Here is a 26,992-nt window from a genome sequence, read left to right on the forward strand (position 1 = left end):
TGGAGAATCGATGAAACAGCATCTCGGCGCCCTGGCGCTGCTCGTGGCCGATTACGACCAGGCCATCGCCTGGTACACCCGCGTGCTCAACTTCGAGCTGATCGAAGACACTCGCCTGGACGAGGAAAAGCGCTGGGTGATCCTGGCGCCGCGCGGCTCCGCCGAAACCCGCCTGCTGCTGGCCCGGGCTTCCAATGAGGAACAGCGCGCGTCGATCGGCCACCAGGCCGGCGGCCGCGTGTTCCTGCTGCTCAATACCGACGACTTCTGGCGCGATTACACGCACATGAAGGCCGCCGGTTGCACGTTCTGCGAAGCGCCGCGCGAAGAAGCCTACGGTACCGTGGTGGTCTTCCAGGATCTGTACGGCAACAAGTGGGACCTGCTGCAGCGCAAGTGAGTCCGGGCGCGCTCAGTCGGCGATATCGGGCTCGAAGAAGCTCCACGCCACGTCGGGGAACTGCGCCTTCATGGCGCGCTCCACAGCGTTGATGTTCTGCACCAGGGTGAGGTTGTCCGGCGCCGGCGCCATGCGCGCCTTCACCGACACCATCACTTCGGGGCCGAGCTGCAGGGTGATCAGGTTGAGCACCACGTCGACCTCGGGTCGCGCGTTGAGAAACGCGAGCAGTTCGTCGCGCCGGCGCGGCTCCACGCCCTGGCCGATCAGCAGCGCCTTGACCTCGATCGCCACCGCGACGGCCACCACGATCAGCAGCACGCCGATGGCGATGGTGCCCAGGGCGTCGAACATCAAGTTGCCGGTCAGCATGGTGGCCATGATCGCCAGCAGCGCGAGCACCAGGCCGAGCAGGGCGGCCAGGTCTTCGCCGAAGATCACCAGCAGTTCGCTCGAACGGGTCTGGCGGAACCACTGCCACAGGCCCATGCCGTCGCGGGCTTTGTTTACTTCCTGCATGCAGCCGCGCATCGAGATGCCTTCCATCACGATGCCGAACACCAGCACGCCCACCGCCAGCCAGGGACGCTGCAGCGGTTCGGGCGAGCCGAGTTTATGCACGCCTTCGTAGACCGAAAACATGCCGCCGACGCTGAACAGCAGGATCGCCACCAGGAACGACCAGAAGTACAGCGCGCGGCCCCAGCCCAGCGGGTATTCGTCGCTCGGCGCGCGGCGCGCCTGGCGCATGCCCAGCAGGAGCAGGCCCTGGTTGCCGCAGTCGGCCAGCGAATGGATCGCCTCGGCAAGCATCGCGCCGGAGCCGGTGAAGACCGCCGCGGCGAGCTTGCTGAGAAAGATGGCGAAGTTGGCGCCAAGCGCCAGGAAGATCGCCTTAGACGAATTCGCATGACCGGACATCGGGTTCTTCCCTGAAACGCTCTAATGAAGGGTGGAATGAAGCGAACAGGCGGCGCGTCAGCGGATGCCGACACCCAGTCCCACGCCGAAGTGCACGTTGTTCTTGCCGCTGCTCAGCTCGCTGGCGGTCCACACGTGCGACTGGTTGACCTTCACCAGCGGGAACACGTATGGCGCCTCGCCGACCTTGCCGGCGCGGCTGCCGCTGATGCGGCCATCGATGGTCATCAGCGCGCCCGGCGGATAGTCCATCGATTCGACGTAGCCGGGCATGGTGGCGATGAAGCGGCCGATGCCGCTGTCATTCGCCTTGGGCCGCTGTGACCCGTCCAGCGGATAGGCCAGCACTTCGATTTCGCTGTGGTCGGCCAGGTTGCGCACTTCGACCACGCGTCCGCCCCAGACCACCGGCGCATCGCTGAAGCGTTCCGGCGTTTCGGCCACGCGGTACGGCTCGGTGGCGATGGTGCCGGTGGCCTTGTAGATCGGGGCCGGCGCGCACGCCGCCAGTCCCAGCAGCGGGGCGGCGGCCAGCAGGCGGAGCAACGGGCGGGCGATGGCGGTGCGCATGGTCGGTCTCCTGTTCGCGTGCGAGATACGCGAAACCCCGACAAGCTTAGCCGCCGTCAAGTTCTTGCGGTAGCGAGCCGGGCGGTGCTCAGCCGGCGCTTTCCTCGATCAGCCAATCCAGGCGCCAGGTGGCCGGCCGTTCCTGCGAGAGCAGGCGGCTCATCGCCTTGAGCGGCTCGCGCAGCGCTTCGTCCAGCTTCCACGGCGCATTGATGATCACCATGCCCGAGCCGTTGAGGCGCAGCGGCGAGTCGTCCGGATGCACCAGCAGCTCCGCGCGCAGCGCGCGCCGGGCGCCGCAATGCTGCACCCAGCGCAGGAAGGGCTGCACCTGGCTGCGCAGCTTGATCGGATACCACACCGCGTAGACGCCGGTCGGCCAGCGTTGCAGCGCGGCTTTCAGCGCCTGCTCGATCACCCGGTACTCGGTTTCCTGCGCCTCGTACGGCGGATCGATCAGCACCAGGCCGCGTTTTTCCTTTGGCGGCAGCAACGCCTTCAAGGCCTCGTAGCCGTTGCGCTCGTGCACGTGCACGCGGCGATCGTGGCGGAACAGTTCGCGCAGGCGCGCGGCTTCTTCCGGATGCAGCTCGCACAGCTGGGCGCTGTCGGTGTCGCGCAGCGCCTGGGCGGCCTGCAGCGGCGAGCCGGGGTAGAGCTTGAGGCCGTCTTCATTGCCGGGCAGGTCGAGGATGGCGTCCAGCCAACGGCGCAACAAAGGCGGCAGCGGACCGGCATTGGCGCCCTGGTGCAGATCGGGGAACAGCAGGCGTGCGATGCCGTCCTTGTATTCTCCGGTCTTGCCGGCTTCCGCGCTGTCCAGCGCGTAGCAGCCGCTGCCGGCGTGCGTGTCGATCACGCAGAACGGCGTGGGCTTGGCCTCGAGCGCTTCGATCAGCGCGAACAGCACGGCGTGCTTGAGGACGTCGGCGAAGTTGCCGGCGTGATAGGCGTGGCGATAATTCATGGCGGCGATTGTACGGGTTCCTCGCGGCTTACCCCGCATGAAGCCAACTCCAGAGTTGTCACTTTCCGCAACCGGCTGGCATGCTGGCCCGCATGTTCCGTCGCCTCCTGCCCTCGCTGCGCCGCTCCCGCGCCTTGTTCGCGCTGGCGCTGTGCGCGTGGCTGCTGATGACGGGCATGGCCTGGGCTTCGGGCGGCTGCTGCGACGCCATGCAACCGGGGCCGGCCAAGGCGATGGCGATGGATGGGCATGCCGGCATGCACGCCATGCATGATGCGCAACCCCAGCCCCCGCATGCACATGGCGATGGCCATTGGGCGCCGGACTGCACGTGCGCTCACGTTCCGGCCAACCTCGCCGGCGTAGCTTTGGTGAACGCCGCTCATCCGCTGCCGCTCCGGCTCGCCCTGCCATGGGCGGACGTCGACGCGCCGCAACCGCCGTCCAGGCCTCCCTTGAGGCCACCCTCGGCCTGAACTCCGTGCGTCGCGCGGCCGCCTGGTGGCCGCTCTTTTCCTTGCCTGCCCGGCAGGCATGAGCATTGACGGAGTGATTCGATGAACAAGCAGGACCCACGCGGCATCCATCTGCCGCGGCGGCGCTTCGTGCAGGGTCTGGCCCTGGGCGGCGTCGCCGCCGGCCTCGGCCTGTGGCGCGGCGACGCGCTGGCGCAACTGGCGGCGAGCGCGCCGCGCGCCGAACTCAGCGGCACGCATTTCGAACTGGAGATCGGCGAGCTGCCGGTCGATTTCACCGGGCGGCGGCGCGTCGCTACGGTGGTCAACGGCCAGCTGCCCGCGCCGCTGCTGCGCTGGCGCCAGGGCGACACCGTCACGCTGCGCGTGCGCAACCGCCTGCCGGTGACCAGCTCCATCCACTGGCACGGCATCGTGCTTCCCGCGGACATGGATGGCGTGCCGGGCATCAGCTACGACGGCATTCCGCCGGGCGGCGAATACCTCTACCGCTTCACCGTGAACCAGGCCGGCACCTACTGGTACCACAGCCATTCGCGCTTCCAGGAACAGACCGGGCTGTATGGCCCGATCGTGATCGAGCCGCGCGCCGGCGAACGCCATCCCGCGCAGCGCGACTACACCATCCTGTTGAGCGAGTGGACCGACACCGATCCCGAGCGCATCTACGCCAACCTCAAGAAGCAGAGCGACTACTACAACATCGGCAAGCGCACCGCCGGCGACTTCCTGCGCGACGTCGGCCAGCAAGGTCTGTCGCGTGCCTTGGCCGAACGCCGCATGTGGCAGCAGATGCGCATGGACCCCACGGATCTGGCCGACGTCTCGGCCATGGCCTACACCTATCTCGCCAACGGCCGCACGCCGGCGGGCAACTGGACCGGGCTGTTCGAGGCCGGCGACAAGCTGCGCCTGCGCTTCATCAACGGCTCGTCGATGACCTTCTTCGACGTGCGCATTCCCGGCCTCAAGATGACCGTGGTCGCCGCCGATGGCCAGCCGGTCGAGCCCGTCACGGTCGATGAGTTCCGCATCGGCACGGCCGAGACCTACGACGTGATCGTCGAACCTTCCGCCGATCGCGCCTGGACCATCTTCGCGCAGAGCATGGACCGCACGGGCTATGCGCGCGCCACGCTGGCGCCGCGCGCGGGCATGACCGCCGACGTGCCGCCGCTCGATCCGCGCCCGCTGCTGAGCATGGGCGACATGATGGGTGCGATGGATCACGGCGGCATGGCGCACGGCATGGGCGGCATGGACATGGGCGGCATGGACATGAGCGGCATGGACCATGCAGGCCACGATATGGCCGCGATGCCCGCGCTCAAGACCGGCGTCGAAGTGGATATGCGCGTGCCGCAGCCCCGCCGCAACCTGGACGATCCCGGCGTGGGCCTGCGCAACACCGGCCGCCGCGCGCTCACCTATGCCGACCTGCATGCGGTGGATGCGCCGATCTCACCCGAGGTGGACCGCGAACTCACCTTGCGCCTCACCGGCAACATGGAACGCTATCTGTGGTCGTTCGACGGCACGCGCTTCTCCAACGCCGAACCGCTGCGCCTGAAGCACGGCGAACGCGTGCGCATCACCCTGGTCAACGACACCATGATGACCCACCCGATCCACTTGCACGGCATGTGGAGCGAGCTGGAGAACGAGCAGGGCCAGTTCCAGGTGCGCAAGCACACCGTGGTGGTGCAGCCGGCGCAGCAGCTCAGTTACCGCGTCAACGCCGATGCGCTCGGGCGCTGGGCTTATCACTGCCATCTGCTCTATCACATGGAAGCGGGCATGTTCCGCGAAGTGGTGGTGGCATGAACCCGACACGCAACGTTTTCGCCGCCGTGCTGCTCGCCTTGCCGCTGGCGGCCGCCGCCCAGGACGGCATGGACATGGCCGGCCATGAGCATCACCACCAGGCGCCCGCGAAACCAGCCAAGCCCAAGGAAGACACGATGCATGGCATGCATCACATGTCGTCTGCCGATGCTCCCGCGCAGCCCGCGCCGCAACAGACGCACGCCGGCCACGACATGGCCATGCCCATGCCGGCGGCGCTGTCGCCGAACGACCACGTCCCGCCGACGCCGCCGCAGCACCAGCCCGCGCCGATGCCACCGGAACACATGGTCGAGATGATGCAGATGGACGACATGGCCAAGCGCGGCATGTGGCTGTTCGATCGCCTCGAACGCACGCGCGGTATCCATGGCGACTACGCCACCGCGTGGGAAGCGGAGGGCTGGTGGGGCAGTGACATCAACCGCGTATGGCTGCGCACGGAAGGCGAGCGCGGCGCGGAAAGCACGCAGGATGCGCGTGCCGAGGTGCTGTGGGGCCACGCCTTTAGTACGTTCTGGGACTGGCAGCTGGGCGTGCGCCACGATTTCGGCCATGGACCGGATCGTCAGTGGCTGGCCGCGGGCGTCCAGGGCCTGGCGCCGTACTGGTTCGAAATGCAGGCAACGTTCTACGCCGGCCCGCAAGGCCGTACCGCGCTGCGCCTGCAGACCAGCTATGACCTGCGCTTCACCCAGCGGTTGATATTGGCTCCCGAGCTGGAGCTGAATTTCTACGGCAAGGACGATCCGCGCCGCGGCATTCGCGCCGGCCTGTCCGAGGCGGAAGCGGGGCTGCGCCTGCGCTACGAGTTCAGCCGGCGCTTCGCGCCGTACCTGGGCGTGGAGCACACGCGCCGCTTCGGCGATCCCACCGGCTTCCCGCGGCGCGAGACCGTGTGGCTGGCCGGTGTCCGGCTCTGGTTCTGACGGAGATACCTGCGATGAGAATCCTGCTGCTTTTCCTGCTGCTCGCGGCAATCGCCGCCGCCGCATTCGTTTACTCAGGCACCTATCCCATCGGCGCGGACCAGCCGCACTGGCCGGCGACCGAGCAGGTCGTCGGCGTGCTGCGCGACCGCTCGATCGCCAAGCATGCGGCGGGCATCGCCGTACCCGCGCTGGACGATCCGGCGCGCATCCGTCGCGGCGCCATGCATTACGCCGAGATGTGCACCGCCTGCCATCTCACGCCGGGCATGCGCGACACCGAGATGCGCAAGGGGCTGTACCCGCAGCCGCCCGACCTGGCGCGCCATGGCATCGACGATCCGGCCCAGGCGTTCTGGACCATCAAGCACGGCATCAAGATGAGCGCGATGCCGGCGTGGGGCCGCAGCCACGACGATGTCGCGATCTGGGACATGGTGGCTTTCCTGCAGGTGCTGCCGAAGCAGGACGAGGCAACGTTCGAGGCGATGGCAGGATCGAAAGGGGACGATGGGCATGGTGGCGGTGGACACCACCATGAGGAAGGCGAAGAGCACGATGAGGATGCGCCTGCTCCAGCATCCAGCGCCGAACATCACCACTGACCTCTGAATCGACGCACGGCAGCGCAGGTTGGGGTTCGCTTCGCTCACCCCAACCTGCGCGTTGCCCGCGAAGCTACGCGGGAAGATCAGTAAGCGACCGTGATGCGCTTGTTCGCCGCGTCCTGCTTCTCGACGCGATCCAGCAATGCCACCGCATAGTCGGCGATGGAGATGCGGCTGTTGCCTTCGCCATCCACCAGCAGCTGCTCGCCGCCGACGCGGTACTTGCCGGTGCGCTCGCCGGGTTCGATCAGCGCGGCAGGGCTGATGTACGTCCACACCGGGTTGCCCGCGCTGGCGCGGAACACATCCAGCGCTTTGCCCTGCGCCTCGGCTTCCGGTTTCCATGCGGCGGGGAAGTGAGGGTCGTCGATCACGCGCTTGCCCGGCGCCACTTCCAGCGTGCCTGCGCCACCCACCCAGAACAGACGCGGCACGCCGGCCTTGGGCAGGTTGTCGAGCAGGACGCGGGCATTGCCGGGCACCAGGTCCGGATCGCCGTCGCGGCGTGCCGACAGGCTGGCCACTGCCGCGTCGGCGCCGCGCATGGCCTCGATCCAGCTTTCCGGCTTGGCGACGTCGCCGGTGACAACGGTGAGCTTCGCGTGTTTCTGCGGCAGGCGCGCCGCATCGCGTACCACTGCGACCACGTCGTAGCCACGCGCGAGTGCTTCGTCGAGGATGCCCTGGCCGATATGGCCGGTGGCGCCGAACAGTGCGATTTTCATGAGCGATCTCCTATGGAAAACATGGAAAGCCGGGTCGGGGTGGCCCGTCGACCGGCACAGGATGCGCCAAACATTGGTACCGATATACGTATCAACGGGTAATTCACTGTAAAGTTTGAATTGACAGTGATGGAGCGCCCGCATGGCGAACGAGGTCAATCTCAACCGGCTGGCGGTATTCGCCGCGCTGGTGCGTGCCGGTTCCTTCACCCGCGCAGCGGAGGAGCTGGGCATGACCAAGGCCATGGTCAGCCAGCATCTGGCGCGGCTGGAGCAGGAACTGGGCGTGACGCTGCTGGTGCGCAGCACCCGGCGCATGTCGCTTACCGAAGCCGGTGTCACGTTCCACGCCGATTGTGTGCGCATCCTGGCCGACGCCGAGGCGGCGATCGAGCGCGCGGGCGAAAATCGCGATGCGCCGCGCGGCACGTTGCGGCTCACCGCCTCGCTCGACTACGGCATCGCGGTCGTCGTACCCCGGCTGGCCAGCTTCATGCGGCGCTATCCGGCCGTGCAGGTCGACCTGGTCCTCAGCGATCACATCAGCGACGTCATCGCCGAGCGCTTCGACCTGGCCATCCGCGGTGGCTGGCTGCGCGATTCGACCTTGCGTGCCGCGCGCATCGGCGGCTTCCGCCAGCTGCTGGTCGCCGCGCCGGCTTACCTGACCGAACACGGCACGCCGCGGCGCCTGGACGACCTTGCCGCGCACGGCGCCATCGCGATGTCCGCGTTGCCTTCACCGCTGCGCTGGGTGTTCACCGCGGCGGGTGGCGCGCGCCGCACCATCCGGCTGCGCCAGGCCGCGCAGGCCAACAGTGCCGCCGCCGTCCGCGGCCTGGTGCTGGCCGGTACCGGTATCGCGGTGTTGCCGGACTACCTGGTGGAAGAGGACATCCGCGCCGGGCGGCTGGTGGCGCTGCTCGCGCAATACCGCCTGCCGGAGGGCGGCGTGCATGCGGTGTATCCGGGGCGCAAGGCTCCAGCCAAGGTGCGTGCCTTCATCGACCACCTGCTGGGCGAGCTGGAACTCACTCGATGACGTTGTGGCTCTCGGCGGTGCCGAGCAGTTCGGGTTGCGCCGGCTCCGCGCGGCGGCGATGCAGCAGCGGATGGACGAAGACCGCGGCCAGGATGATCGCCACGCCCAGATAGAACTTGCCGTCCAGCTCGCGCTGCTCGCCCAGCAGCAGGATCGCCAGCACGATGGCGTATACCGGCTCCAGGTTGGTCACCATCTGCGTGCCGAACGCGCTCATGTGGCGCAGCGCCACCAGCGCCAGCGCGAACGGCAGCAGCGTGCAGCCGAAGGCCAGCAGCAGGAGCAGCGCCGCGTCGTGCAGGTCAGGCACCGCGAACGCAGGCCCGGGCAGCAGCGGGGCGAGCAGGGTGAGGAACAGCGCGCCGGTACCCAGTTCGATACAGGTCACCGTGAGCGGATCGGCGCGGTCGACGAAGCGCTTGTTGAGCGCGCCGAACAGCGCCACCAGCAGCGCGGACAAGGTGCCCACCGCAATGCCTATGCGCATGTCCGCCGGCACGCCGCCGGCAACCAGCGCTACGCCCGGCACCACCATCGCGCCGATCAGCAGCTCGCGCGGATCGAATCGGCGCCCGGCGATCCACGGCTCGACCAGGGCGAGAAAGACCGGCCCCAATGCGATGCATGTTGCGGCGACCGAGGCGTTGGCCAACTTGATGGCCGCATAGAACGTCAGCCAATGCAGCGCTACCAGCGCGCCGATGCCCGCATAGGCCCAGCGCAGCCGCGCCGGCATCGCCTTGAGGCCGCGCCGCACCCTGGCGATCAGCAGCAGCGCCGCGGCCACCAGCCACATGCGCCACCACACCAGCGGCAGCGCCGGCAAGGTGATGAGCTTGCCGAGGATGGCGGTGAAGCCCCACAGCAGGACGCAGAAGTGGATCTGCAGGCGGGCGCGGTTGACGGCTTGCATGGAGATGGACGGCTAAAAGAGACGCGCCATTCTAGCCGTGAACCCCGCTTCTCCCTCTCCCCGCCGGGAAGAGGGAGAAGCGAACCGATTACTCGTCCTCGTCGTCCGTGCCGTCGGCCTTCCAATAACCGGTCGCCCGCACCCACTCTTTGGGCACGCCGCGGCCGGCGAGGAACAGCCGCATGTTGCGGGCACGTCGGGACTCGGCGGCGATCCAGTAGAACGCATCGCCGCGGACCGACAAGCGACGCAGCGCATCCTCCAGCAAGGTACTCGCCGCGCCATCCGTGCCGTCGCGCTCCAGCCAGTGCACCTCGCAGGTCGCTTCGGTGAAGAGCATCTGGCGATCGGAGGCATCGGGGATTTCCACCAGCACGGTGGCGAATGCCGAGGCCGGCATTTCCTCCAGCCAGCGTCCGATCGCCGGCAGGCCGGTTTCGTCGGCCGCCAGTACGTAGTGATCGAAGTCGTCGGCCACCACGAAGGACCCGCGCGGCCCGCCGGCTCCGAGCACGTCGCCTGCCTTGGCCGAGGCGGCCCAGTTGGATGCGGGGCCATCGCCATGCAGCACGAAGTCGACGGTCAGTTCGCCCCGCGCGGCGTCGTGGTGGCGCGGGGTGTAATCGCGCATGGGGGAGGGATCGGCGCCGGGCGGGAATTCGATGCCGTTGGGCCCGCGCGTGGGAAACACCAGCTCGCCGGCATCATTGGGAAAGAACAGCTTGACGTGATCGTCCGGTGCGCCGCTATGGAAACCTTCCAGCTGCGCGCCGCCCAGGACGATGCGCTGCATGTGCGGCGTGAGCCGTTCGACGTGCAACACCTCGAGCCGGCGGAAGCGGACCTCGTGCATCACCCTGCGGGATTCGTGCTTGTTCATGCATACCTCGGAACGGAAAGAAGGCACCGCCGCGTGGGCGGTCGGAAACCGGGTGGCTGGCCGAGGGGCGTGGCGCCGGAGCGATGTTGTCATGCGCGGCGCGAACGTGCCGCCTGAGGCTCGATCAGCCGCGATGGACGATGTGGGCGGCGGCGGCGAGCGTTTCAAGCCGGATCAAAAATTCGCGCAGCTGACCGAGCAGCGGCGCCAGTTCAGTGGCCAGATCGGGCGCGTGCGCCGCCATGGCATGCCAGCGCATGCGGCCGTGCGCCTGCGCCTGGGCATGTACCAGACCCGCGCGTTCCAGTTCGCGCATGAAGCGGTACACGGTGCCGATACTGGTGCCCGCATGGCGCAGGCGTGCCCGTTGCAACAGCGCGACGGCGTCCGCGCCGTCGTGTTCCAGCAACGCCTGGAGTACCGCGCGGCGAGGGGCCGTCAGCGACAGCCCCAGCGTCCCGCAGCGCGCCTGCCAGGCATCCATGCCGGCGGGCGCTTCACTCACGGCGCGATCCCGCGGCGATATCGGCGGCGGCCTTTTCCAGGATCGAGGCGACGCGTTGCGTCTCGGCTTTGGTCCACTCGGTGCTGCGCATCAGCAGGGCATGCTTGAGCGCGTGCATCGCGCCGCGCACGCTCATCGGCAGTGCCATCTTGGCCGCCATCTTCGCGCTGGCCTCGGTACGGCTCATCACCGCGTCGACCGCTTCGCGGTTCTCCTGCAGGAAGGCGCGTCCGGCGTCGGTAATGGCGTACAGCTTGCGTCCGCCCTGCTCATTCTCGACCTGGGCATGGCCCAGTTCCTCGAGCATGGTCAGGGTGGGGTAGATCGCACCGGGGCTGGGTGTGTACTGGCCGTGGAACATCTCCTCGATGATGCGGATCAGTTCGTAGCCATGGCGCGGCTGCTGTTCGATCAGCGCCAGCAGCAGGAGCTTCAGGTCGCCATGGCCGAACATGCGCCCGCCGCCGCGGCGACCGCCACCGCGCAGACCGGCCCATTCGGCAAAGAAGTCGCCGCCGCCCATGCGATCGCGGAAGTGGTCGCCGCGGCCGGCGTGGCGTTCGTGGTGGCCGCCGTCCCAGTCGGCATCCTCGAAGCCAAAGGGACGGAAGCGCTCGTGGAAATGCCCGTGGAAGCGGTGGTGATGCCAGTAGTGCTGCTGGCGGAGGGCATGGAAGAAATCGCGCGGACTACGCATGATGTATCTCCGATATATCGTAAGTTGGCGAAAACGATATATCGGAAGAATGTCGGATGCAAGTGCCCGGCAGGCTTACTTCTTGCTCCCCGGCGCTTTCCCTGCCTTGAGCTCCTGCAGCACCTGCTGGCAGGTATTGGGCGTGCCGCCCTGGCTGGCCACCACCAGCGGCAGCAGCGCCGCCGCCGGTGCGGCGAACACGCCCAGGGCCACCGCACCGCCGCCACGCAACAGCAGCGGGCCGGCGTGCACGCCGACATCGGGGTTCTTCAGCGTGCCGCGCACGTACAGCGGCGAGCGCAGGGTGAACACGCGCAGGCCCTTGCTGTGCGGCTTCACATCCAGGTCGAGCTGCTCGGTAGCGAAGTTCACCTTGCCGTCCACGTTGATCAGCGCATCTTCGGTATCGAAGACGAACAGGCGCGTGTTGAATACGCCGTTGTCCGCAGCGAGGTCGGAGGCGGCGCAGTTGATCTTCACCACCTTGTCGCCGAACAGCTTGCCGATGACGATGTTGCCCACGTTGAGACCGGCGGTTTCGAGCAGGTTCTTGCTGATCGCGCCGTCGTTCATCAGCAGCTTCAGTTCGCCGTTGGCGCTGCCGAGCAAAGCCGCGACAGAGTTGCCGCGCGCATTGAGGTTGGCGTCGCCGTTGATCTCGCCGAAGCTGGCGTTCATGGCCTGGACGGTGGGGAGCAGCTGCTTGAGCTTGAGCCCGCGCAGACGCAGGTTCAGCGCGCCACGCAGCGGTGCCTGGCTGCCGTCGAGGCGGATGGTGCTGCCGATGCGCCCGCCGGCCACGCCGAAATCCAGCGGATCGAGCAGCAGCACGCCGTTGTCGAGCATCACATGGGTATCGAGCGAATCGATCGGCAGCGATTCGCCGCGCACGATGCGCGCGCCGGTGAAGCGCACGTCGGCATCCATCGCCTTCCAGCGATCGGTGCGGAACGGCTCGACCGGCAACGCCTTGTCCGCCGGCTGCGGCGTCGCATCGCCACGGCGCTGTTTCTCGGCATTGGAGTCGGCGCCGATCAGCGGGGCCAGATCGGCGAATTGCAGCAACTGCGAGCGCAGCGTGCCGGAGAGCTTGGGCCGAGCGCCGCCGGTGACGACATCCAGGTCGCCGGCCAGGTCGCTGCCGCCCACGCGGCCGCGGAAATGGCGATAAGTGAAATGGCTGCCGCTGCGGGCCAGCTGCGCGGTGAGATGGCCCTCGGTGGCGTAGGGCGGCGTGTCGGGCAGGGTCAGGCCGGTGATCGGATAGAGCTTGGCCATGCTGGTGCCGGAGAACCACAGCTTGAGGTCCAGCGCGCCCAGGTGCAGCGGATCGGTAAGCGTGCCCACCAGCGCGATATGGCTGTCGCCGATATGCACGTCCGCCTGTATGGGGAACGGGCGGTCGGTGTCCTGCAACGCGATGACGCCGCCAATCTTGCCGCCGCCCTTGAGCGGCGCGCCCTGATAACTGCCGTCGGCCTGCCAGGCGAACAGATAGGCCGTGTTCGAAGCTTTCGCACCGACTTTGTCTTCATCCTTTTCTTTTGCGTTGGCCAGTGCCTTGCGTGCCGCGCCGCCGGCGGTGCGGCCGGCCTGCTCGCGCGCATCGTCTGACTGCTGCTTGAGGATCTGATCGAACGGGATTGCCTGCTGCAATGGCTCCAGCTGCACGGCGAGTTTCACCTTGCTCACCGCATCGTCGTATCCGATCTGGCCGCGATCGAAGCCGATCGCGCGCAAGTCCAGCTGCCAGGAAGACGGCTGGTCGCTGTTGCCGAACACGAAGTTCCAGTTCGCCTTGTCCGGCGCCTGCCGCTCCAGATCCACCAGCGGATGCTCCAGCTGTACGCTGGGAATGACGATGCGCCGCGCCAGCAGCGGCAGCGGCGCCACGCGCACGCGTACCGCATCCAGCTGCGCGAACTGCGGCTGCTTCGCCCATTCGGGGTTGGCGATGCGGATGTCGCGGGCGATCAGCTCGGGCCAGGGCAGCAGCCCGCCCAGGCCGCTTTCTCCCGGCTCGCGCCGCCATGCCACGCTGAGGTCGCCATCGATCGCGAAGGTCCGCCCGATGGCCTGGCTCACCTTGTCGTTGATGTCCGGCTTCAGGCGGTTCCAGTCGTAGGTGGCCAGCACCACCACCGCGACCGCGACCAGCAGCACCGGCAATGCGACCAGGCTCCACAGCAATACTTTGCGGCTTCGCTTCAATGCCTTTCTCCCGCGCGCAGGGCGGAGCGCGCTCCTTCCGTCGGCGACAGATAACCGCTGGCGCGAAAAATTTGTGTATGCGCGGCCTCCGGCGCTTAGAGCCTGTTCACCCTCAAGCGCCGAGCTGATCCAGGTCAATGCACGGTCCGGTGGCCCTGGGCACACTGCGCCGCCTCGCACTGCAAGGCCTCCCCATGCTCAAGCCCGCGCTCAAGCCTCCTGGCGCTCCCTCGAACTACGATGACCTGCAAGTGAGCTTCGGCCGCTGCCTGCGTCGCCACGGCTTCATCGAGCGCTTCTACGAGATCCTGCTGGCCAGCGATCCGGCCATCCCGCCGATGTTCGAGCGCACCGATTTCCGCGGTCAGCGCCTGGCGCTGCGTCGCGGCATCAGCATGGCGATCTCGTGGGCTTCCGGCAGCGCGATGGTGGCGCGGCCGATGCGCCACATGATCGACGTGCATTCGCGCGGCGGCCGCGCGCCGGTGGAACCGCGGCTTTACCGCTGCTGGGTGGAGAGCCTGCTTGCCGCCATCGACGAGTACGAGACCGAGCTGACGCCGGTGTTGCGCGCACGCTGGCGCGAGGCGATGGAGCGGGTGGTGCAGGCGTTCGCGCAGCAGTATTGAAGCGCGGGCGCAAGCTGGAACGGATAGCGCGCGTCCCAGCCTGCGCTCGGCGTTTTCAGTGCTTGGCGTCGCGCACCGGGATGTTGATGCTGCACAGATCGATCTTCCCCGCCGGCATGCGGTAGAAGTCGTCGCGGCGATTGCGCTTGGCCTCGATCAGTGCGGCGAAGGTTGCGCTGTCCGTGCGCAGTACTTCGATGTTCGGACGTTCGGCCGCAGGCATGTCCGCCGCCAGCTTCACCGACTGGATGGCGGTGCGTTGCCCGGGCTTTTCATAGAAGCCCAGCGGCCCGGTACCGCGCGGCAGTGCCGAAAGGTATTCCATGCCCTGCAGTACGCGGCCGGCGACGGCGAGGTTGCGGTCCAGGCCGCGCGGCGCCTGGCCGATGATCGCGTACAGCGAACTGCCGCTGCCGGTTTCCGGCCCGACGTCGCGCGCCACGCCGACCGCGCCATAGCAATGCGTCAGCCATTCCTGCCCGGTGGCCTTGTCGCGCGCGGCGGGGAAGCCTTCGACGAAGCCCACCTCCGGCGCGTATACGTCGCCGTCCGGCAACGCGGTCCAAGGCAGCTTGGCATCGATCGGACGCGTGTATTCCGACGGCACGGTCTTCTTCGCCTTGCCGAGCGGGCGCAGCTTGCTCTTGTCGCCCTTGTCGTCGTCCTCGGGGTCGCCCCACTGGGTGACGAAATTATCCTGGACGCGGATCACCGCCAGTCCATCGAAGTAATGACCGCGCACCAGCGTGCGGATGTTGTCCGCGTGCAGCGGCGTGAAATCCGGGGCCAGCTCGATCAGCACCTTGCCCTGCGGCAGGCGCATCTCCAACAGGTTGTTCGGATCGGGCTTGCGCCATTCCTCCGGCCTGGATTTCTCCAGCAGCTCCTTCGGCGTGGCCGACTTGGTCGCCGGCGGCGTATCGGCCAGGGCGGGCAGGGCCAGGATGCAGATCAGGGAGAGGCCGAGCAGGCGCGGAACGGGTCGGAACATGGCGGACCTTGGCGTTGGGGTGGAAACCCGCCGGAAGGTAGCAGAGTGCGGGGCGGCCGACGCGCCCCGCAGGTCACGCCCTTCGTGTCACTGGCCGTAGGAGCAGGCGCCGATCCAGTCCGGCGGCTCGGGCGACAGCCGCTGCGCGATGGGCAGGTAGACCGGGTCCAGTTGTGCCGCCAGCCAATACAACGCGGTGGCGGTCTTCGGGTCCCACAGGCCGCTGTAGCCTTTCTCACCGGCTTGCTCGCGCTCTCGATCGAACTTGACGTGCGTGTGCACGAACTCCTCGTGAGTCCTGGTGCCCTCCGCGTACGGCCGCAACCAGTCCAGCGCCTTGGCCAGCGATGCGCCCTGCGGCGTCGCATGGCGCAGCCAGTCGCCGTCGCCGAACGGCTTGGCGGCCAGTGCCGCGCTCACCAGGGGCTGCAGGTCGTAGACGACGTAATGCAGTGCGTCGCGATCGGCGAAGTCGGTCACTTCGCCCGTGGGTTCGATGTTGTCCGCCACCTGCCGTTCGAACAGCTCGCGCGCCGTCGTCAGCATGGCCTGATCGCCCAGGGCCGCCGCAGCCAGCGTCACCAGTTTCACGCGATGGCTCTGCCAGTTGTTGGTGGCGGTGCCCGGTTTGTTCCGTTCGGGAAAGGCGCGGATGCGTTCGATATAGCCCGCGCCGAGCTTGCGCAGCAGAGCGCGCACCGCATCGCGGGTATCCGCGGGGAGCGCGGCGGAGGTGAGCACGTAGGCGTCGATCAATCCATCGAGGTTGGTTTCGTCGATCGGATTGAAATCCGGCTGGTAGGTCGTGGCCCACGCGGCAAGATAGTCATTGACCTGGCGCAGATAGCGCGCATCCGCGCTGAGCCGCCAGGCCAGCGCTGCCTGCCGCATCAGCGGCCAGTCGCGTTCGGCCTCGATGCTTTCGTCGCGGATGCCCTGGTGCGGCAGCGTGCCTTCGGTATGCACGTGGGCGAGCGGGTGCGGCTTGTCGCCCAGGTGTTTTTCGGCCGCCGCGAGTACGCGTCTGGCCGAAGCATTGGGCTCGCCCGCGCCGGGCGCTTTGGGCTGGCACAGCGTGATCGCGCGAGGCGGAGTCATCGCGTGGCGGACGTCCGCCGGCGCCGCCGCGGCGGCGAGCAGCGATGCCACGGTCATGGCGAGCAGGGTGAATCGGCGTCCAGACAGCGGCATGTTCCGGCTCCTTTGTCGGCGAGGAGCGCAGTGTGCCAAGCATGCCGGCCGCGCGGCATACGGCAATTTTCTGCGGTCAGGGAGCGCTCATCGCTGCAGGCCTGCGTACACGCCCCAGGAGCCGGCATAGTTCAGCACACCCGAGAGCAAGAACATCAGCAGCGCGCCGCCCGTAGCCAGGAAGCCGCCCTTGGCGCCGCGGCTCTTGAAGAGATACCAGGGCAGCGCCACCGCCGTGAGGCCGACGATGCCGATGTTGAGCATGCTGCTGCGGCGATAGTCGCGTTCGGTGGCATCCAGGCGATACCAGAGATAAGTCAGCAGCAGAAAGACCGGCATGCTGGCGTAGTCGAACACGGTGGTATCCCGGCCCGGGTAGACGTACTGGCTGGCGGCGCCTACCACCAGCGACAGCGCTGCATAAGCGACCAGCGTCCATGTCTTCGGCTTCATGCATTCCTCCTTGAAGGCGCCAGTATTGGCGGATCGCGGCAAGGCAGGCAACGGCCATGGCCCGTCGCCGTGATCTCTGGCGTCGCGCGTGTTCTTTCCCAGGAGCGCGCATGCCCGGAGCGGCGCAATGCACTAGGCTTGCGGCGGGAACCGCCACGGTGAGAGACGATGTTTCGCGCCACCAATATCCATTCCGGGCTGGATGTGGATGCCGAGGATCTGTGGTCGATGGAGCCGATCGATACGGACGGCTTCGTATGCCCCGATTGCGGCTCCAAGGTCTATCCCACTTCGTACCGGCCGGAGAACCTGCGCCGCGCGCATTTCGCCGCGAAGCCGAAATGCCCGCCCTGGTGCCCGAGCAACGGCGAGGCGGATTTGCTGAAAAAGGCACGCACCGAATCGCTGACCGCAGCGGACGGCAGTTTTCCCGGCTACATGCCCTCAGCGTTCCGCCTGCCGGTGGAGCCGGCACCCGCCGAGCACGCTGCGGCGAGCGATCCCGCCGTGGAACGCGGGGAAGGCCGACGCGCGCCGGTGGCTGCGCCGGAGCCGGGGCTGCGCCAGCGTCCGCGCATCACTACCAGCTTCCGCGACATCTGCCGCGCCTATCTCAACTTTCCCAACGACCGCCAGCGCGAGCTGCATTTTCTCGACCTGTATGGCGCCACCTATGACGAAGTGATCTGGCGCCTGCGCGCCAGGCAGGATCGTCTGATCCGCTATCCCATCCCGCACCTTTTCTATGGCCCGATCGGCTGGCGCGCGCCGGAAACGAACGACGACCACGCACTGATCGAGATGGACGTGAAGGTGTGGCAGGACGGCAAGCCGGGCCAGGCCTACCGGGTGAAGCTGCCTTGGCGCGACTGGACGCAGCGTCAACGCAATGCGCTGCTCAGGGAAGTGCAGACGGCGAGCGAAGAGGCGCGCGAGCTGAAGAAGAACGGCAGTAAGGAGCGCAGCCTGCTGTTCTTCGTGGGTAGGCAGGAGCCGGGTGACGACGCGACGTTCGTGGTGGCGGAGCGCAAGCTGATCTGCTGCCTGACCGGGTTCGACGGGCGGCCGTCGGCGGCCAGGGGCAAGCCCGAGGCGTGAACCGCCGCGTCGTGCTCTAATCGCGCGCAGACCGGAACCGCAACATACGCACGGAGGCAATCATGAGCATCCCCGACCACACCATGGCAGACATCGAGCGCCTGTGCGCCGAAGGCGACCGCCACATGGAGCAGGGCGGCCTCGCCGAGGCCTATCAGAGCTACATCGCGGCGCTTCAGCTCGTGCCCGAACCCGTCGAGGAGCACGAAGCGTCCACCTGGATCCTCGCCGCGCTGGGCGATGTCTACTTCCAGGCAAAGGATTACCGCCAGGCCGTCACCGTGCTGACCGACGCGATGCATTGCCCCGATGCCATCGGCAATCCGTTCCTGCATCTGCGCCTGGGCCAGGCGCAACTGGAAACGGGTAACGAAGAGCGCGCCGCCGATGAGCTGTGCCGTGCCTACATGGGCGGCGGCAGCGACATCTTCGACGAGGACGATCCGAAGTATTTCGCATTCCTCAAGACCAAGATCGCGCCGCCGGCCGGAGGCTGGTGAGCCGAGGAGCCAGGACGCCCTGCGATGGATATCCCGCAGCTGATGTATGAAACCGTGGCGTCTCTGGCCCGCTCGATGTTCGAGGCCAGCGAATCGGGAAAGACGGTTACTTATTGGCGCAGCTACAACGCGCTGCGAGCGTACTGCGAGGAGCAGGAGGCGCAAGGCGTGCGCCACCCGTTTCCATGGGAAACGCTGGCCGATTTTACCCGTGACGATCTGGCCGCGGTGCCGCTTTACCTGCGTGCGCTGGAGCAGGCCGAACAGGCCGATAGTTATCGCGCGTCGATTCTGCTGGAGCTGGCACGGCGCTATCGAGGCTGTGAACGGCATGCGGAAGCGTGGAAGTGCGTTGCGGAAGCGAACCTGCGCGCGGCCACGGTGGATGATCTCGATCTGCGGCGGGATATCAGTCGGTTCATGCTGGAGCTGTCAGCTCCGCGCTGAACAAAGTTCATACATTTGCGCCGCTCCCGCCGGGTAAGCTCGGGCCAGGCATATCGCGCAAGCCACCTGGAGAAAGGCTTATGGGCAGCGAGAAGCACAGCGGCGACAAGGTGGATCTGAAGGGTTTGAGCATCGATGGGCGTCCGGTGACGCGGCGCCGTCCTGAAGACCTCAACACCATGACGCTCGACGAACGCGACAACGGTCTGTATCGCGACCAGTTGCATGCGATCCGCGCCACTTACGATCCGTTCGAGTCCGCCTTCGGCGAGGCCTGGCTGGCGGACGGGCTGGCGTCCAGGCGAGCGAGGCGGCTTCGCTGGCAGGCATGGGTGTTTCTGGTGATCCCGTCAGCGCTGCTGGGCGGCCTCGGCACGCTGATGGCTTGGGACAATGTCGATGCCTCGTCGAGAATGGGTGACTACGCGATGGCTGTCCTGACCACCATACTCTGGTGGCTGCCCGCGGGTTACTGGCTCTACGCCATCCACCGCCGCCGTCCGGCGCGCTGACGCGCCGCCGTCAGCTGGTCACGCCGGTGACGATGCCGGCTTCGATCCATTCGGCCAGCAACTGGCCCGCGCGTGCAATGCCGGGCTCTTCGCCAAGGTGTTCGACCAGCGCATCGCACAAGACGCTGAAACGCGCATCGTCACGCAGCGAAAGCAGGGCGGCGTGCTCGATCGCATCGACTTGTCGCAGGCGCGACGTGAAGCCCTGGCGCCACACAAGAAGGCCGGCCGTGACATCGAGCATCTGCGCCTCCGGCGGCGTCGCGCCATCCTGCAGCGCCGACCAGACGGCCAGCGCATTCGTGGACGCCACGCGCTGACGGAAGCTCGGACTCAGATGCAAGGTCGCTTCGTCCCAATCGATCGATGCGAGATCGTCGGCCGCGAGCGGCGCGGTATCGGTCGACACGAAGACTTCCGCCAGCGTCCACTCGATCCACGCCAGCTCCTGCAAGTCGGGGTGTCGCGGATACAGCGCGCGGAGGCTTTCGTCGAGATCGGCGCCGTACGCATCCAGCGTCCACGAGGAAGGCGGGCGATGCTGGATATGGTGGATCGCCAGTTCCAGGAAGGCCTCGTCGCCGAGCCGTGCGCGCAGTTGCGGATAGCTGGCGCGCAGTACGTTGACCAGCTGCGTGCGGTAATTGTTCTGGTAAGCCGCCAGCCCACGCGTCGCGGTGAGGGTGCCGCGCAGGCTGTCGCCGCCGCCGGCTTTCGCCAGCCAGTCGCTGAAATCCTGTTGCATCTCCGCCAGCATCATGCGGCCTCCTGCGCCGATGAGCGGCCGTCGCGCAGCCTTCGGGCGAAATCCAGTTCGGCGAGCAGGTCCGGCAACGGCGGAATCGCATCGTCGCGTTCGATCATGGTGGCCACCGGGCCGAGTATCGCCGTGGCCGCCGCATAGAGTGCCCATACGTCGTCGCTGACCGGCTGGTCGTGCGTGTCGATCAGCAGGTCTTCGCCTTCGGTGTGGCCGGCCAGATGGATCTGGCGCACGCGATCGGCGGGTATGCCGCGCAGATAGGCGTGGGCGTCCCAGCCGTGATTGCGTGCGCTGACGTAGATGTTGTTGACGTCCAGCAACAGGCCGCACCCGGTGCGCTTCGCCATCGCGGCGAGAAACTCCCATTCGGTCATGGTCGAGGCCGCGAAGCTCACATAGCTCGACGGATTTTCGAACAGCATCGGCCGGCCGACCGCTTCCTGCGCCGCATCGATGTTGCGGCAGACCACGGCGAGGGTTTCCTCGGTATAGGGCAGGGGCAGCAGGTCATGCGAGTTGACGTGGGCGAAACGCGACCAGCTCAGATGATCGGAGACGTACAGCGGTTCGATCGCATCGACCAGCTTGCGCAGACGCTTGAGATAGTCGCCGCGCAGACCATCCGCCGAGCCGATCGACATCGACACGCCATGCAGGATCACCGGATGCCGCTCGCGCACGCGACGCAGGATATCCATCGGCTGCCCGCCGTCGATCATGAAGTTCTCGGAGATCACCTCGACGAAATCGACGGGCACGTCGCTGTCGAGGAAATCGCGGTAATGCTCGCGACGCAAGCCCAGGCCGTAGCCGTCGAAGGTGGGGATGGGGCGGGACATGATGGGATTCCTGTCGGCAGGGCGAGACTGACCGGGCCTGTCATGCAGGCCCGGTCGCGACGATCACTTCGGCTCGGTCAGCGTGCCGCCCGCTGCGAGGCATTCGCTCTTGGTCTTCACGACCACGCCCTGGCCCTTGCAGTCGTTGAGGCCTTTGCAGTCGTGCTTGGCGGTGGCGCACAGGCTTTCGCCCTTGCAGCTGTTGACGCCGTAGCAGCGCACCGGTTCACGCTGCTGCGTGCCCTGGTCGGCGGCTTTGGCGGGCGAGACGATGGACGCCGCGGCGATGGCGACGAGGGCGGCTGCGGCGGCGAGACCGCTACGAGACTTGGTGGCAATAAGGTTCATGAGTGTTCTCCGGGTCGAGTGTCGATTCGGGTGATGAGTGGAAATGGGCGTGGTTCAGCGCACGCCGTTGGCGGCGTTCTCGATGACCTTGGCCACGGCCTCGGGCTGCGAGATGTAGACGGCGTGGCTGGCCTTGATTTCGGTGACCGCCGAGCCGGCGCGCTTGTACATCCAGCGCTGCAGGTCCGGGCTCAGCGCGTGATCGTCGGTGGTGACCACCGCCCAGCTTGGCTTGTTGCGCCAGGCGGCGACCTGCATGGTCGCGCCGAAGGCGGCCGTGCTCGCCGGCACCTGCGAGACGGCCATGAAGTCGGTGCGGTTGCGGCCAAGGTCGCCAGCGAAGTCGTCGCCGAACTTCTTCGGGTCGAGATAGAGATGGCCGTCGCGGGTGGCCACGACGTCGTTGTTGGGCGACGGCATCGAACCGACCACCTGCGAGAGGCTCTCGCCCACGTCCGGCTGCACGCCGGCGACGTAGACCAGCGCCTTCACCTTGTCGCGATTGCCGGCCTGGGTGATCACGGCGCCGCCGTAGCTGTGGCCGACCAGCACCACAGGGCCGTCCTGTTCGCGGATCAGTTCGCGCACCTGTTCGGTGTCGTTGGCCAGCGTGTCGATGCGCGGCTGGGCCACGGTGACGCGATAGCCCTTGTGGATGAGGATGTCGTGCACGACGCGCCAGCCCGAACCGTCGACGAACGCGCCGGGCACGATCACGACGTTCTTGATGGCCGGGGCAGGCGCCTCGGCAGCGGTGGCGGTGCCGGTGGCGATGGCAAGTGCTATGGCGATGCCTGTCAAGCTACGCATGATTGGATTCCTGTTGAAAGTGATGGAAAGAAGCGGTCAGCGCCGGCTTTGCACGAGATGGTCGAGCGACCAGCGGCCGCCGCCGTGCACGATCAGCGGGAGCAGCAAGCCGGCCCAGGTCAGGTGCGTGGGCAAGGCCAGCGGGTACACGAAGATCTCGATCACCGCGGTCATGCCCAGCAGCGCCAGCGCGGCGCCGCGGGTGAACAAGCCGGCCACCAGCAGCACGGGGAACAGATGCTCCGCTCCGGTGGCGAGCCGGGCCGCCCATTCCGGCGGAATCACCGGCAGGGCGTACTCGGCGACGAACAGGTCATAGGTCGACGGCTTGATTGTCATGAAACCCTCGACCTTGGTGCGCCCGGACTGGAAGAACACCGCGGCGATACCCAGTCGCGCGACCAGCAGCAGGGCGGCATCGGGCACGAAGCGCGTCAGCCGTGCCCGGATCGGCAACGCCGCGTTCACGGCGAGGATTCCAGCGAACCGTGGCCCTTGGGCGTCTTGATCGTGATGCAGGTGCCTTTGTCGACCAGCACCCAGGCATTGCCCTGGTAATCGGTCTTGGACGTGCCGGCGCAAGTGGTGCCTGCGCCGGCGGCGCAGTCGTTCTTGCCGGCCAGGGCGACGCCGTAGCACTTCTCCATGGGCTTCTTCTTGGCGTCGTCGGCATGAGCCGATGACGCGAGACAGGCGAGGCCGAGGGCGAGGGTAGCGGCGAGCGAGGCGTGCGTGCGGTGCATGGGCGATGTTCCTTGAAGGAGGGGGGGCGTTGGGTGGGCTGGTTCAGCGCAAGGTGATCGCGACGTCGATGTTTCCGCGCGTGGCCTTGGAGTACGGGCAGGTCTGGTGCGCGCCATCGACGATGGCTTGGGCGGTGTCGCGGTCGATGCCCGGCAGGTTCACCGCGAGCCGCGCCTGCAGGAAGTAACCGCGCTCGGCGGTGTTCGCCAGATCCACTTCGGCGTTGACGGTGGTGTCGGCCGGAAGACGCACACCCAGCGACTGCGCGGCGAAACCCATCGCGCCGATGAAGCAGGCAGACCAGCCCGCGCCGAACAACTGCTCGGGATTCGTGCCCGCACCCGGTGCGCCCGGCGGCGTCAGCGTGATCGCCAGGCGACCGTCGTCGCTGCGCGACTGGCCGTTGCGGCCGCCGGTGGTGGTGGTCTTGCCGGTATAGAGGATGGCGTTGCTCATGGTGGTCTCCGAGAGAAGGCCGGTCGCGACATGCGACCCGGCCGGTGTGCAAAGGAGACCGCGGCGGCGTATCCCGGGTGTGTCCCGGGGCGCGCGCAAAGGCAACGGAATGTGTAAAGGCGGGGGCTTGTTACGTTGCGATACAAAAAAGCTGCTGGGATCACCGCCGTCACGAATCGGTCATGCCCGTTCGCGCGTACGGGCGCCAAATTGTGTCCCGGTTGGAAAAGCCGGCAAGAAAGCCGCGCCACTCACTTGAGCGCGGAAAAGCCATCCCCTAAGGTGTCTCCCGCAGTGCGCCTCGCTGAAGGAAATCTTCACATTTCCCCTGGCGTGGACAGGTCCGTGGCACAGGGCGGGCATGGAAACGGCATGGAGCCGGCGCAGTGGCCATCGCAAGGACTCAAGGAGTTGTATCCATGAAAACGGTCAGGACGCTCGCCGTCACCCTCGCGCTCTTCGCTGGCGGCACCGCCGCCTTCGCCGCGGACAGCACCAGCGACTACATCAGGCACGATGCGCCCAAGGGCATCACTGAGGCGTTCTACGCCTGCATCGACAAGGCCGGTTCCGACACCGTCGCCATGGCCGCCTGCCAGACCACCGAAAAGCAGAAGCAGGACGCCCGCCTCAACAAGGCGTACAAGGCGCTGCTCGCCAAGCTCGACAGCAAGGCGAAGGAGGACCTGAAGGTCGCCCAGCGCGAGTGGCTGGTCCTGAAGGACAAGGACGGTCGGCTGGAGACCGCGCTCTACGGCCATGAAACCGTGGACGACCTGCAGATGGGGCAGAACGACATGTTCCGCCTGTGCGAACGCGCCAATACGCTGGAAAAGTACCTCGCCGTCATGGATCTCAAGTAATCCCACCCCTTAATTTCTTCACGGAGGAAGACCCATGCCCAACCCCAACACGCACGACGTCGACGCGCTCGCCGGCTCCATGTATTTCGTGGTCGGCCGCGGCACCGAAGGCGGCCCGTCCTCGTACCACCTGTCCATCGCCGGCGTGACCGCCGGCACCTCCGATCCGCACTGGGGCCACGCCAACAAGATCGTGGCCGACAGCGGCTACTCGCTCGGCACCATCCAGGTGGACCTGGGCAAGCGCGGCACCTGGGCGCTCGGCTCGATCGATGGCGCCAAGCTCAAGCCCGGCGAAACCACCTACGTGGACGGCATCATCGACCAGGCCGGCAAGTACGCGAAGGAACACGGCCTGAAGTTTCCCGAGGACACCAGGCAGCTGCGCCATGACCTGCTCACGCACGGCAACGGCAAGGAAGGCCGCAGCACGCTCGCCTTCGTCGACAAGGACACGCGCGACAGCATCAATGCATGGGCATCGTCCGAGCAGGGACAGCAGTGGATTCACAAGAACATCGACTATCCGCAGATCAAGAACGCCACCCAGTCGGCGATGGAGATGGTCGACACGTACGGCAAGAACATCCCTGAAGACCGCCGTCTGGAAACCATCGCCCTGCTGGCCAAGACGGAGAACCAGATCCCGTCGCAGATGAAGCATTTCAAGGAAGTGCTGCAGAACGGCGGCGACTACGACGCCGTGCTCAAGCAGGCCGACAAGATCAAGCACAAGTATCCCTACTACGATGGCCCGAAGGCGGCCGCCATCGCCGAGGAATACAAGAATGCGTACAAGGATCCGGAAAAGGCGGCCGCGCTGGATCGCGCGCAGGCCAAGGTCGCCGACAAGAGTTTCGATCCTTCCAAGGCCGGCGGCGACCAGGATGTAAAGGAAGCCCTCAAGGCCATCGGCCATGGCGGGCGTTCGCATGGCGGCCACGGCGGCGCGTTGCAGCTGGGCGCGCACGGCGACAAGGTCACCGCCTTGCAGAACGACCTGATCAAGGCGGGCTACGACAAGGACGCGCACGGCAAACCGCTGCGACCGGACGGCGATTTCGGCCCGGGCACCAAAGCCGCGCTGGAGAAGTTCCAGGCCGAGCATGGTCTGAAGCATGACGGCGTGGCCGGCCCGAAAACGCTCGAAGCGCTGCAGAAGGCTGCACACCCGCAGCCACCGGGTCTGGCCGACAGCCACAACCCGGGCAACGCCATGTACAACCAGGCGCTGCAGAACGTCCGCGCGATCGACGCGGCACGCGGGCGGGCCTCGGATCAGCTGACCCAGAACTTCGCCGGCTCGCTCGTCACCGCGGCGCACGCCAAGGGCCTGGATCGCATCGACCACGTCGTGCTGAGCGACGACGGCAAGCGCGCCTATGCGGTGCAGGGCGAATTCAACTCGCCGCTCAAGAAGATCGCCGAAGTGGACGTGGCCCAGGCCGTGCACAAGCCGCTGGAGCAGAGCAGCGCCGAGTTCCAGAAGGTCGACCAGCAGAAGCAGCAGGCGAATCCGCAGCCGCAACAGCAGCCGCAACCGCAGCAGTCGCCGCAGCCTGCGCCGATGCATCACTGAGGCGGCGTTTGGCGGTGCGTACTTCGACGGCAGCCCGCAAGGCTGCCGTTTTTATTGGCGATATCCGCGCGGTCAGCGCTCGACGCGCTGCCAGACCTGGTACGCCAGGGTGCTGCCGGTGACGTTGATGAAATCGATGAAGGCGCGCGTGTAAGGCGCCTTCGCGTGGGCTTCGAACGCCGCCTGGTCGGCGAACACTTCGTGCATGGCGAACTTGCCCGGATCCGTGGCGTGCGCGTGCAGCTGGAACATCAGGCAGCCGGGTTCGGCGCGGCTATGCCTGGCCAGTTCGTCGAAGGCCGCGAGGAAACGCTCGCGCCAGTCCGGTGCCACCGTGGGGAAGGCAAATACCGTTACCGGCTGGGCCGGGCGGTTATCCGAGCGGTTCGCGTCGATGCCGCTCATCCCGGCGAGGTCAGCTTTCCGGCAACGCGTCGGGCAGGGCGATGGTGTGCCCGGTGTGGCGCACCTTGGCTTCGAGATAACGCAGGTTGTGGCGGCCGGAGAACACGCCGGTGGGCTGCGTCGCGGCCACCTCGATGCCGAGCGACTCCAGTTGCGCACGCTTGTCGGGGTTGTTGGACAGCAGCGTGATGCGCGCCACGCCCAGCGCCTTGAGCATTTCGGCCGCGGCCGTGTAGTCGCGTTCGTCATCGCCATGGCCGAGGGCACGGTTGGCGGCGTAGGTGTCGTGGCCCTGTTCCTGCAGGCGGTAGGCGTCGAGCTTGGCGTACAGGCCGATGCCGCGGCCTTCCTGGCGCAGGTAGAGGAGATAGCCGCCTTCCTCGTGCAGGCGCCGCAGCGACTCCTTGAGCTGGGGGCCGCAGTCGCAGCGTGCCGAGCCGAGCACGTCGCCGGTCATGCACTCCGAATGCACGCGCACCAGCGGGGCATCGACAGCGCCGTCGCCGAAACGCAACGCGAAGTGTTCCTTGCCGTCGGCCAGGCCGTGGAAGCTGTAGATCGTGCTGGCGGCCTCGCGGCCGTCGGCGAGATGGATGGGGAGCTGCGCGGCCGTGCGGATGCCAGGGGCGTCCGCGACGGGAACCGCTTGCAAACAGGAGGAGGCCATAAGCGTGG

34 protein-coding genes are annotated in these 26,992 nt (G+C 67.1%); 13 read left to right on the forward strand and 21 right to left on the reverse strand.

Annotated features, from left to right (window positions below; genetic code table 11):
* Positions 1-10 precede the first annotated feature (10 nt).
* The gene (locus ACNR9O_RS03845) at positions 11-400 is read left to right on the forward strand and encodes a VOC family protein (protein ID WP_473682708.1); all 390 of its coding nucleotides are present in this window, start codon (positions 11-13) and stop codon (positions 398-400) included.
* A gap of 12 nt (positions 401-412) precedes the next feature.
* Here ACNR9O_RS03845 and ACNR9O_RS03850 read toward each other — a convergent pair whose 3' ends face one another.
* The 3 genes from ACNR9O_RS03850 to ACNR9O_RS03860 form a co-directional block, all read right to left on the reverse strand.
* A complete protein-coding gene (locus ACNR9O_RS03850) occupies positions 413-1,321 on the reverse strand; it encodes a cation diffusion facilitator family transporter (RefSeq protein WP_473682706.1) in 909 nt (302 codons plus the stop codon).
* A 57-nt stretch (positions 1,322-1,378) separates the two neighbouring features.
* The gene (locus tag ACNR9O_RS03855; protein ID WP_473682704.1) at positions 1,379-1,891 is read right to left on the reverse strand and encodes a Slp family lipoprotein; all 513 of its coding nucleotides are present in this window, start codon (positions 1,889-1,891) and stop codon (positions 1,379-1,381) included.
* Positions 1,892-1,979: 88 nt separating this feature from the next.
* Complete coding sequence (locus ACNR9O_RS03860; RefSeq protein WP_473682702.1) at positions 1,980-2,858, reverse strand: 23S rRNA (adenine(2030)-N(6))-methyltransferase RlmJ; 879 nt, start codon at positions 2,856-2,858, stop codon at positions 1,980-1,982.
* Positions 2,859-2,950: 92 nt separating this feature from the next.
* On the opposite strand from ACNR9O_RS03860, the gene ACNR9O_RS03865 reads away from it, so the two are divergent.
* The 4 genes from ACNR9O_RS03865 to ACNR9O_RS03880 all read left to right on the forward strand — a co-directional run bounded on the left by ACNR9O_RS03865 (position 2,951) and on the right by ACNR9O_RS03880 (position 6,713).
* On the forward strand, positions 2,951-3,334 hold the full coding sequence (locus tag ACNR9O_RS03865) for a hypothetical protein (protein WP_473682700.1): 384 nt from the start codon (positions 2,951-2,953) through the stop codon (positions 3,332-3,334).
* An 81-nt stretch (positions 3,335-3,415) separates the two neighbouring features.
* Positions 3,416-5,158, forward strand: coding sequence for a copper resistance system multicopper oxidase (locus ACNR9O_RS03870; RefSeq protein ID WP_473682698.1), 1,743 nt, complete (start codon positions 3,416-3,418; stop codon positions 5,156-5,158).
* Positions 5,155-6,108, forward strand: a complete 954-nt coding sequence (locus ACNR9O_RS03875) for a copper resistance protein B (RefSeq protein ID WP_473682696.1) — start codon at positions 5,155-5,157, stop codon at positions 6,106-6,108. Before ACNR9O_RS03870 ends, ACNR9O_RS03875 begins: the two co-directional genes overlap by 4 nt.
* A 14-nt stretch (positions 6,109-6,122) precedes the next feature.
* Complete coding sequence (locus tag ACNR9O_RS03880; protein ID WP_473682694.1) at positions 6,123-6,713, forward strand: c-type cytochrome; 591 nt, start codon at positions 6,123-6,125, stop codon at positions 6,711-6,713.
* 86 nt (positions 6,714-6,799) lie between these two features.
* Here ACNR9O_RS03880 and ACNR9O_RS03885 read toward each other — a convergent pair whose 3' ends face one another.
* The gene (locus ACNR9O_RS03885) at positions 6,800-7,441 is read right to left on the reverse strand and encodes an NAD(P)-dependent oxidoreductase (RefSeq protein ID WP_473682692.1); all 642 of its coding nucleotides are present in this window, start codon (positions 7,439-7,441) and stop codon (positions 6,800-6,802) included.
* A gap of 142 nt (positions 7,442-7,583) precedes the next feature.
* On the opposite strand from ACNR9O_RS03885, the gene ACNR9O_RS03890 reads away from it, so the two are divergent.
* Positions 7,584-8,483 carry a LysR family transcriptional regulator gene (locus ACNR9O_RS03890; RefSeq protein ID WP_473682690.1) on the forward strand — a complete coding sequence of 300 codons (900 nt, stop codon included), beginning with the start codon at positions 7,584-7,586 and terminating at the stop codon, positions 8,481-8,483.
* Here ACNR9O_RS03890 and ACNR9O_RS03895 read toward each other — a convergent pair.
* The 5 genes from ACNR9O_RS03895 to ACNR9O_RS03915 form a co-directional block, all read right to left on the reverse strand.
* Positions 8,473-9,396 (reverse strand): DMT family transporter, encoded by a 924-nt coding sequence (locus ACNR9O_RS03895; RefSeq protein WP_473682688.1) that lies wholly within the window; start codon positions 9,394-9,396, stop codon positions 8,473-8,475. The genes ACNR9O_RS03890 and ACNR9O_RS03895 overlap by 11 nt on opposite strands.
* Positions 9,397-9,484: 88 nt before the next feature.
* On the reverse strand, positions 9,485-10,276 hold the full coding sequence (locus tag ACNR9O_RS03900; RefSeq protein WP_473682686.1) for a siderophore-interacting protein: 792 nt from the start codon (positions 10,274-10,276) through the stop codon (positions 9,485-9,487).
* 124 nt (positions 10,277-10,400) lie between these two features.
* Complete coding sequence (locus tag ACNR9O_RS03905) at positions 10,401-10,781, reverse strand: transcriptional repressor (protein WP_473682684.1); 381 nt, start codon at positions 10,779-10,781, stop codon at positions 10,401-10,403.
* Positions 10,774-11,478: a PadR family transcriptional regulator gene (locus ACNR9O_RS03910; protein ID WP_473682682.1), complete on the reverse strand. Its 705-nt coding sequence runs from the start codon at positions 11,476-11,478 to the stop codon at positions 10,774-10,776. Before ACNR9O_RS03910 ends, ACNR9O_RS03905 begins: the two co-directional genes overlap by 8 nt.
* Positions 11,479-11,553: 75 nt before the next feature.
* Positions 11,554-13,689, reverse strand: a complete 2,136-nt coding sequence (locus ACNR9O_RS03915) for an AsmA family protein (RefSeq protein WP_473682680.1) — start codon at positions 13,687-13,689, stop codon at positions 11,554-11,556.
* Positions 13,690-13,883: 194 nt separating this feature from the next.
* Between ACNR9O_RS03915 and ACNR9O_RS03920 the strand changes: the two genes are divergently transcribed.
* Positions 13,884-14,318, forward strand: a complete 435-nt coding sequence (locus tag ACNR9O_RS03920; RefSeq protein ID WP_473682678.1) for a globin — start codon at positions 13,884-13,886, stop codon at positions 14,316-14,318.
* Positions 14,319-14,373: 55 nt separating this feature from the next.
* Here ACNR9O_RS03920 and ACNR9O_RS03925 read toward each other — a convergent pair whose 3' ends face one another.
* The 3 genes from ACNR9O_RS03925 to ACNR9O_RS03935 all read right to left on the reverse strand — a co-directional run bounded on the left by ACNR9O_RS03925 (position 14,374) and on the right by ACNR9O_RS03935 (position 16,953).
* On the reverse strand, positions 14,374-15,309 hold the full coding sequence (locus ACNR9O_RS03925; RefSeq protein ID WP_473682676.1) for a peptidylprolyl isomerase: 936 nt from the start codon (positions 15,307-15,309) through the stop codon (positions 14,374-14,376).
* An 87-nt stretch (positions 15,310-15,396) separates the two neighbouring features.
* Positions 15,397-16,500: an alginate lyase family protein gene (locus tag ACNR9O_RS03930; protein ID WP_473682674.1), complete on the reverse strand. Its 1,104-nt coding sequence runs from the start codon at positions 16,498-16,500 to the stop codon at positions 15,397-15,399.
* An 87-nt stretch (positions 16,501-16,587) separates the two neighbouring features.
* A complete protein-coding gene (locus tag ACNR9O_RS03935; protein WP_473682672.1) occupies positions 16,588-16,953 on the reverse strand; it encodes a hypothetical protein in 366 nt (121 codons plus the stop codon).
* A gap of 168 nt (positions 16,954-17,121) precedes the next feature.
* Between ACNR9O_RS03935 and ACNR9O_RS03940 the strand changes: the two genes are divergently transcribed.
* The 4 genes from ACNR9O_RS03940 to ACNR9O_RS03955 all read left to right on the forward strand — a co-directional run bounded on the left by ACNR9O_RS03940 (position 17,122) and on the right by ACNR9O_RS03955 (position 19,510).
* Entirely contained in the window at positions 17,122-18,051 is a 930-nt protein-coding gene (locus tag ACNR9O_RS03940; protein WP_473682670.1) for a hypothetical protein, read from the forward strand.
* Between the two features lie 62 nt (positions 18,052-18,113).
* The gene (locus tag ACNR9O_RS03945; RefSeq protein WP_473682668.1) at positions 18,114-18,551 is read left to right on the forward strand and encodes a tetratricopeptide repeat protein; all 438 of its coding nucleotides are present in this window, start codon (positions 18,114-18,116) and stop codon (positions 18,549-18,551) included.
* A 24-nt stretch (positions 18,552-18,575) separates the two neighbouring features.
* Positions 18,576-18,998, forward strand: a complete 423-nt coding sequence (locus tag ACNR9O_RS03950; RefSeq protein ID WP_473682666.1) for a hypothetical protein — start codon at positions 18,576-18,578, stop codon at positions 18,996-18,998.
* A gap of 80 nt (positions 18,999-19,078) precedes the next feature.
* Positions 19,079-19,510 (forward strand): hypothetical protein, encoded by a 432-nt coding sequence (locus ACNR9O_RS03955; RefSeq protein ID WP_473682664.1) that lies wholly within the window; start codon positions 19,079-19,081, stop codon positions 19,508-19,510.
* Between the two features lie 10 nt (positions 19,511-19,520).
* Here ACNR9O_RS03955 and ACNR9O_RS03960 read toward each other — a convergent pair whose 3' ends face one another.
* The 7 genes from ACNR9O_RS03960 to ACNR9O_RS03990 form a co-directional block, all read right to left on the reverse strand.
* Entirely contained in the window at positions 19,521-20,270 is a 750-nt protein-coding gene (locus ACNR9O_RS03960; protein WP_473682662.1) for an HvfC/BufC family peptide modification chaperone, read from the reverse strand.
* Positions 20,267-21,112: an MNIO family bufferin maturase gene (bufB, locus tag ACNR9O_RS03965; protein ID WP_473682660.1), complete on the reverse strand. Its 846-nt coding sequence runs from the start codon at positions 21,110-21,112 to the stop codon at positions 20,267-20,269. The genes ACNR9O_RS03960 and bufB overlap by 4 nt, the downstream gene beginning before the upstream one ends.
* 63 nt (positions 21,113-21,175) lie before the next feature.
* Positions 21,176-21,460, reverse strand: a complete 285-nt coding sequence (bufA2, locus tag ACNR9O_RS03970; protein ID WP_473682658.1) for a BufA2 family periplasmic bufferin-type metallophore — start codon at positions 21,458-21,460, stop codon at positions 21,176-21,178.
* 54 nt (positions 21,461-21,514) lie between these two features.
* Positions 21,515-22,270: an alpha/beta hydrolase gene (locus ACNR9O_RS03975; RefSeq protein WP_473682656.1), complete on the reverse strand. Its 756-nt coding sequence runs from the start codon at positions 22,268-22,270 to the stop codon at positions 21,515-21,517.
* Positions 22,271-22,306: 36 nt separating this feature from the next.
* Positions 22,307-22,738: a DoxX family protein gene (locus ACNR9O_RS03980; RefSeq protein WP_473682654.1), complete on the reverse strand. Its 432-nt coding sequence runs from the start codon at positions 22,736-22,738 to the stop codon at positions 22,307-22,309.
* Complete coding sequence (locus tag ACNR9O_RS03985; RefSeq protein ID WP_473682652.1) at positions 22,735-23,013, reverse strand: BufA1 family periplasmic bufferin-type metallophore; 279 nt, start codon at positions 23,011-23,013, stop codon at positions 22,735-22,737. Before ACNR9O_RS03985 ends, ACNR9O_RS03980 begins: the two co-directional genes overlap by 4 nt.
* A gap of 43 nt (positions 23,014-23,056) precedes the next feature.
* Positions 23,057-23,470 (reverse strand): organic hydroperoxide resistance protein, encoded by a 414-nt coding sequence (locus tag ACNR9O_RS03990; RefSeq protein WP_473682650.1) that lies wholly within the window; start codon positions 23,468-23,470, stop codon positions 23,057-23,059.
* 419 nt (positions 23,471-23,889) lie between these two features.
* Here ACNR9O_RS03990 and ACNR9O_RS03995 point away from each other — a divergent pair, with 419 nt between their 5' ends.
* Entirely contained in the window at positions 23,890-24,333 is a 444-nt protein-coding gene (locus tag ACNR9O_RS03995; RefSeq protein WP_473682648.1) for a lysozyme inhibitor LprI family protein, read from the forward strand.
* Between the two features lie 34 nt (positions 24,334-24,367).
* Positions 24,368-25,912: an XVIPCD domain-containing protein gene (locus tag ACNR9O_RS04000; protein ID WP_473682646.1), complete on the forward strand. Its 1,545-nt coding sequence runs from the start codon at positions 24,368-24,370 to the stop codon at positions 25,910-25,912.
* 72 nt (positions 25,913-25,984) lie between these two features.
* Here ACNR9O_RS04000 and ACNR9O_RS04005 read toward each other — a convergent pair whose 3' ends face one another.
* Positions 25,985-26,317, reverse strand: a complete 333-nt coding sequence (locus ACNR9O_RS04005; RefSeq protein ID WP_473682644.1) for a putative quinol monooxygenase — start codon at positions 26,315-26,317, stop codon at positions 25,985-25,987.
* 10 nt (positions 26,318-26,327) lie between these two features.
* A complete protein-coding gene (locus ACNR9O_RS04010; protein ID WP_473682642.1) occupies positions 26,328-26,969 on the reverse strand; it encodes a GTP cyclohydrolase II in 642 nt (213 codons plus the stop codon).
* Positions 26,970-26,992: the final 23 nt, after the last annotated feature.

The organism is Dyella sp. CR10 (assembly GCF_055814425.1).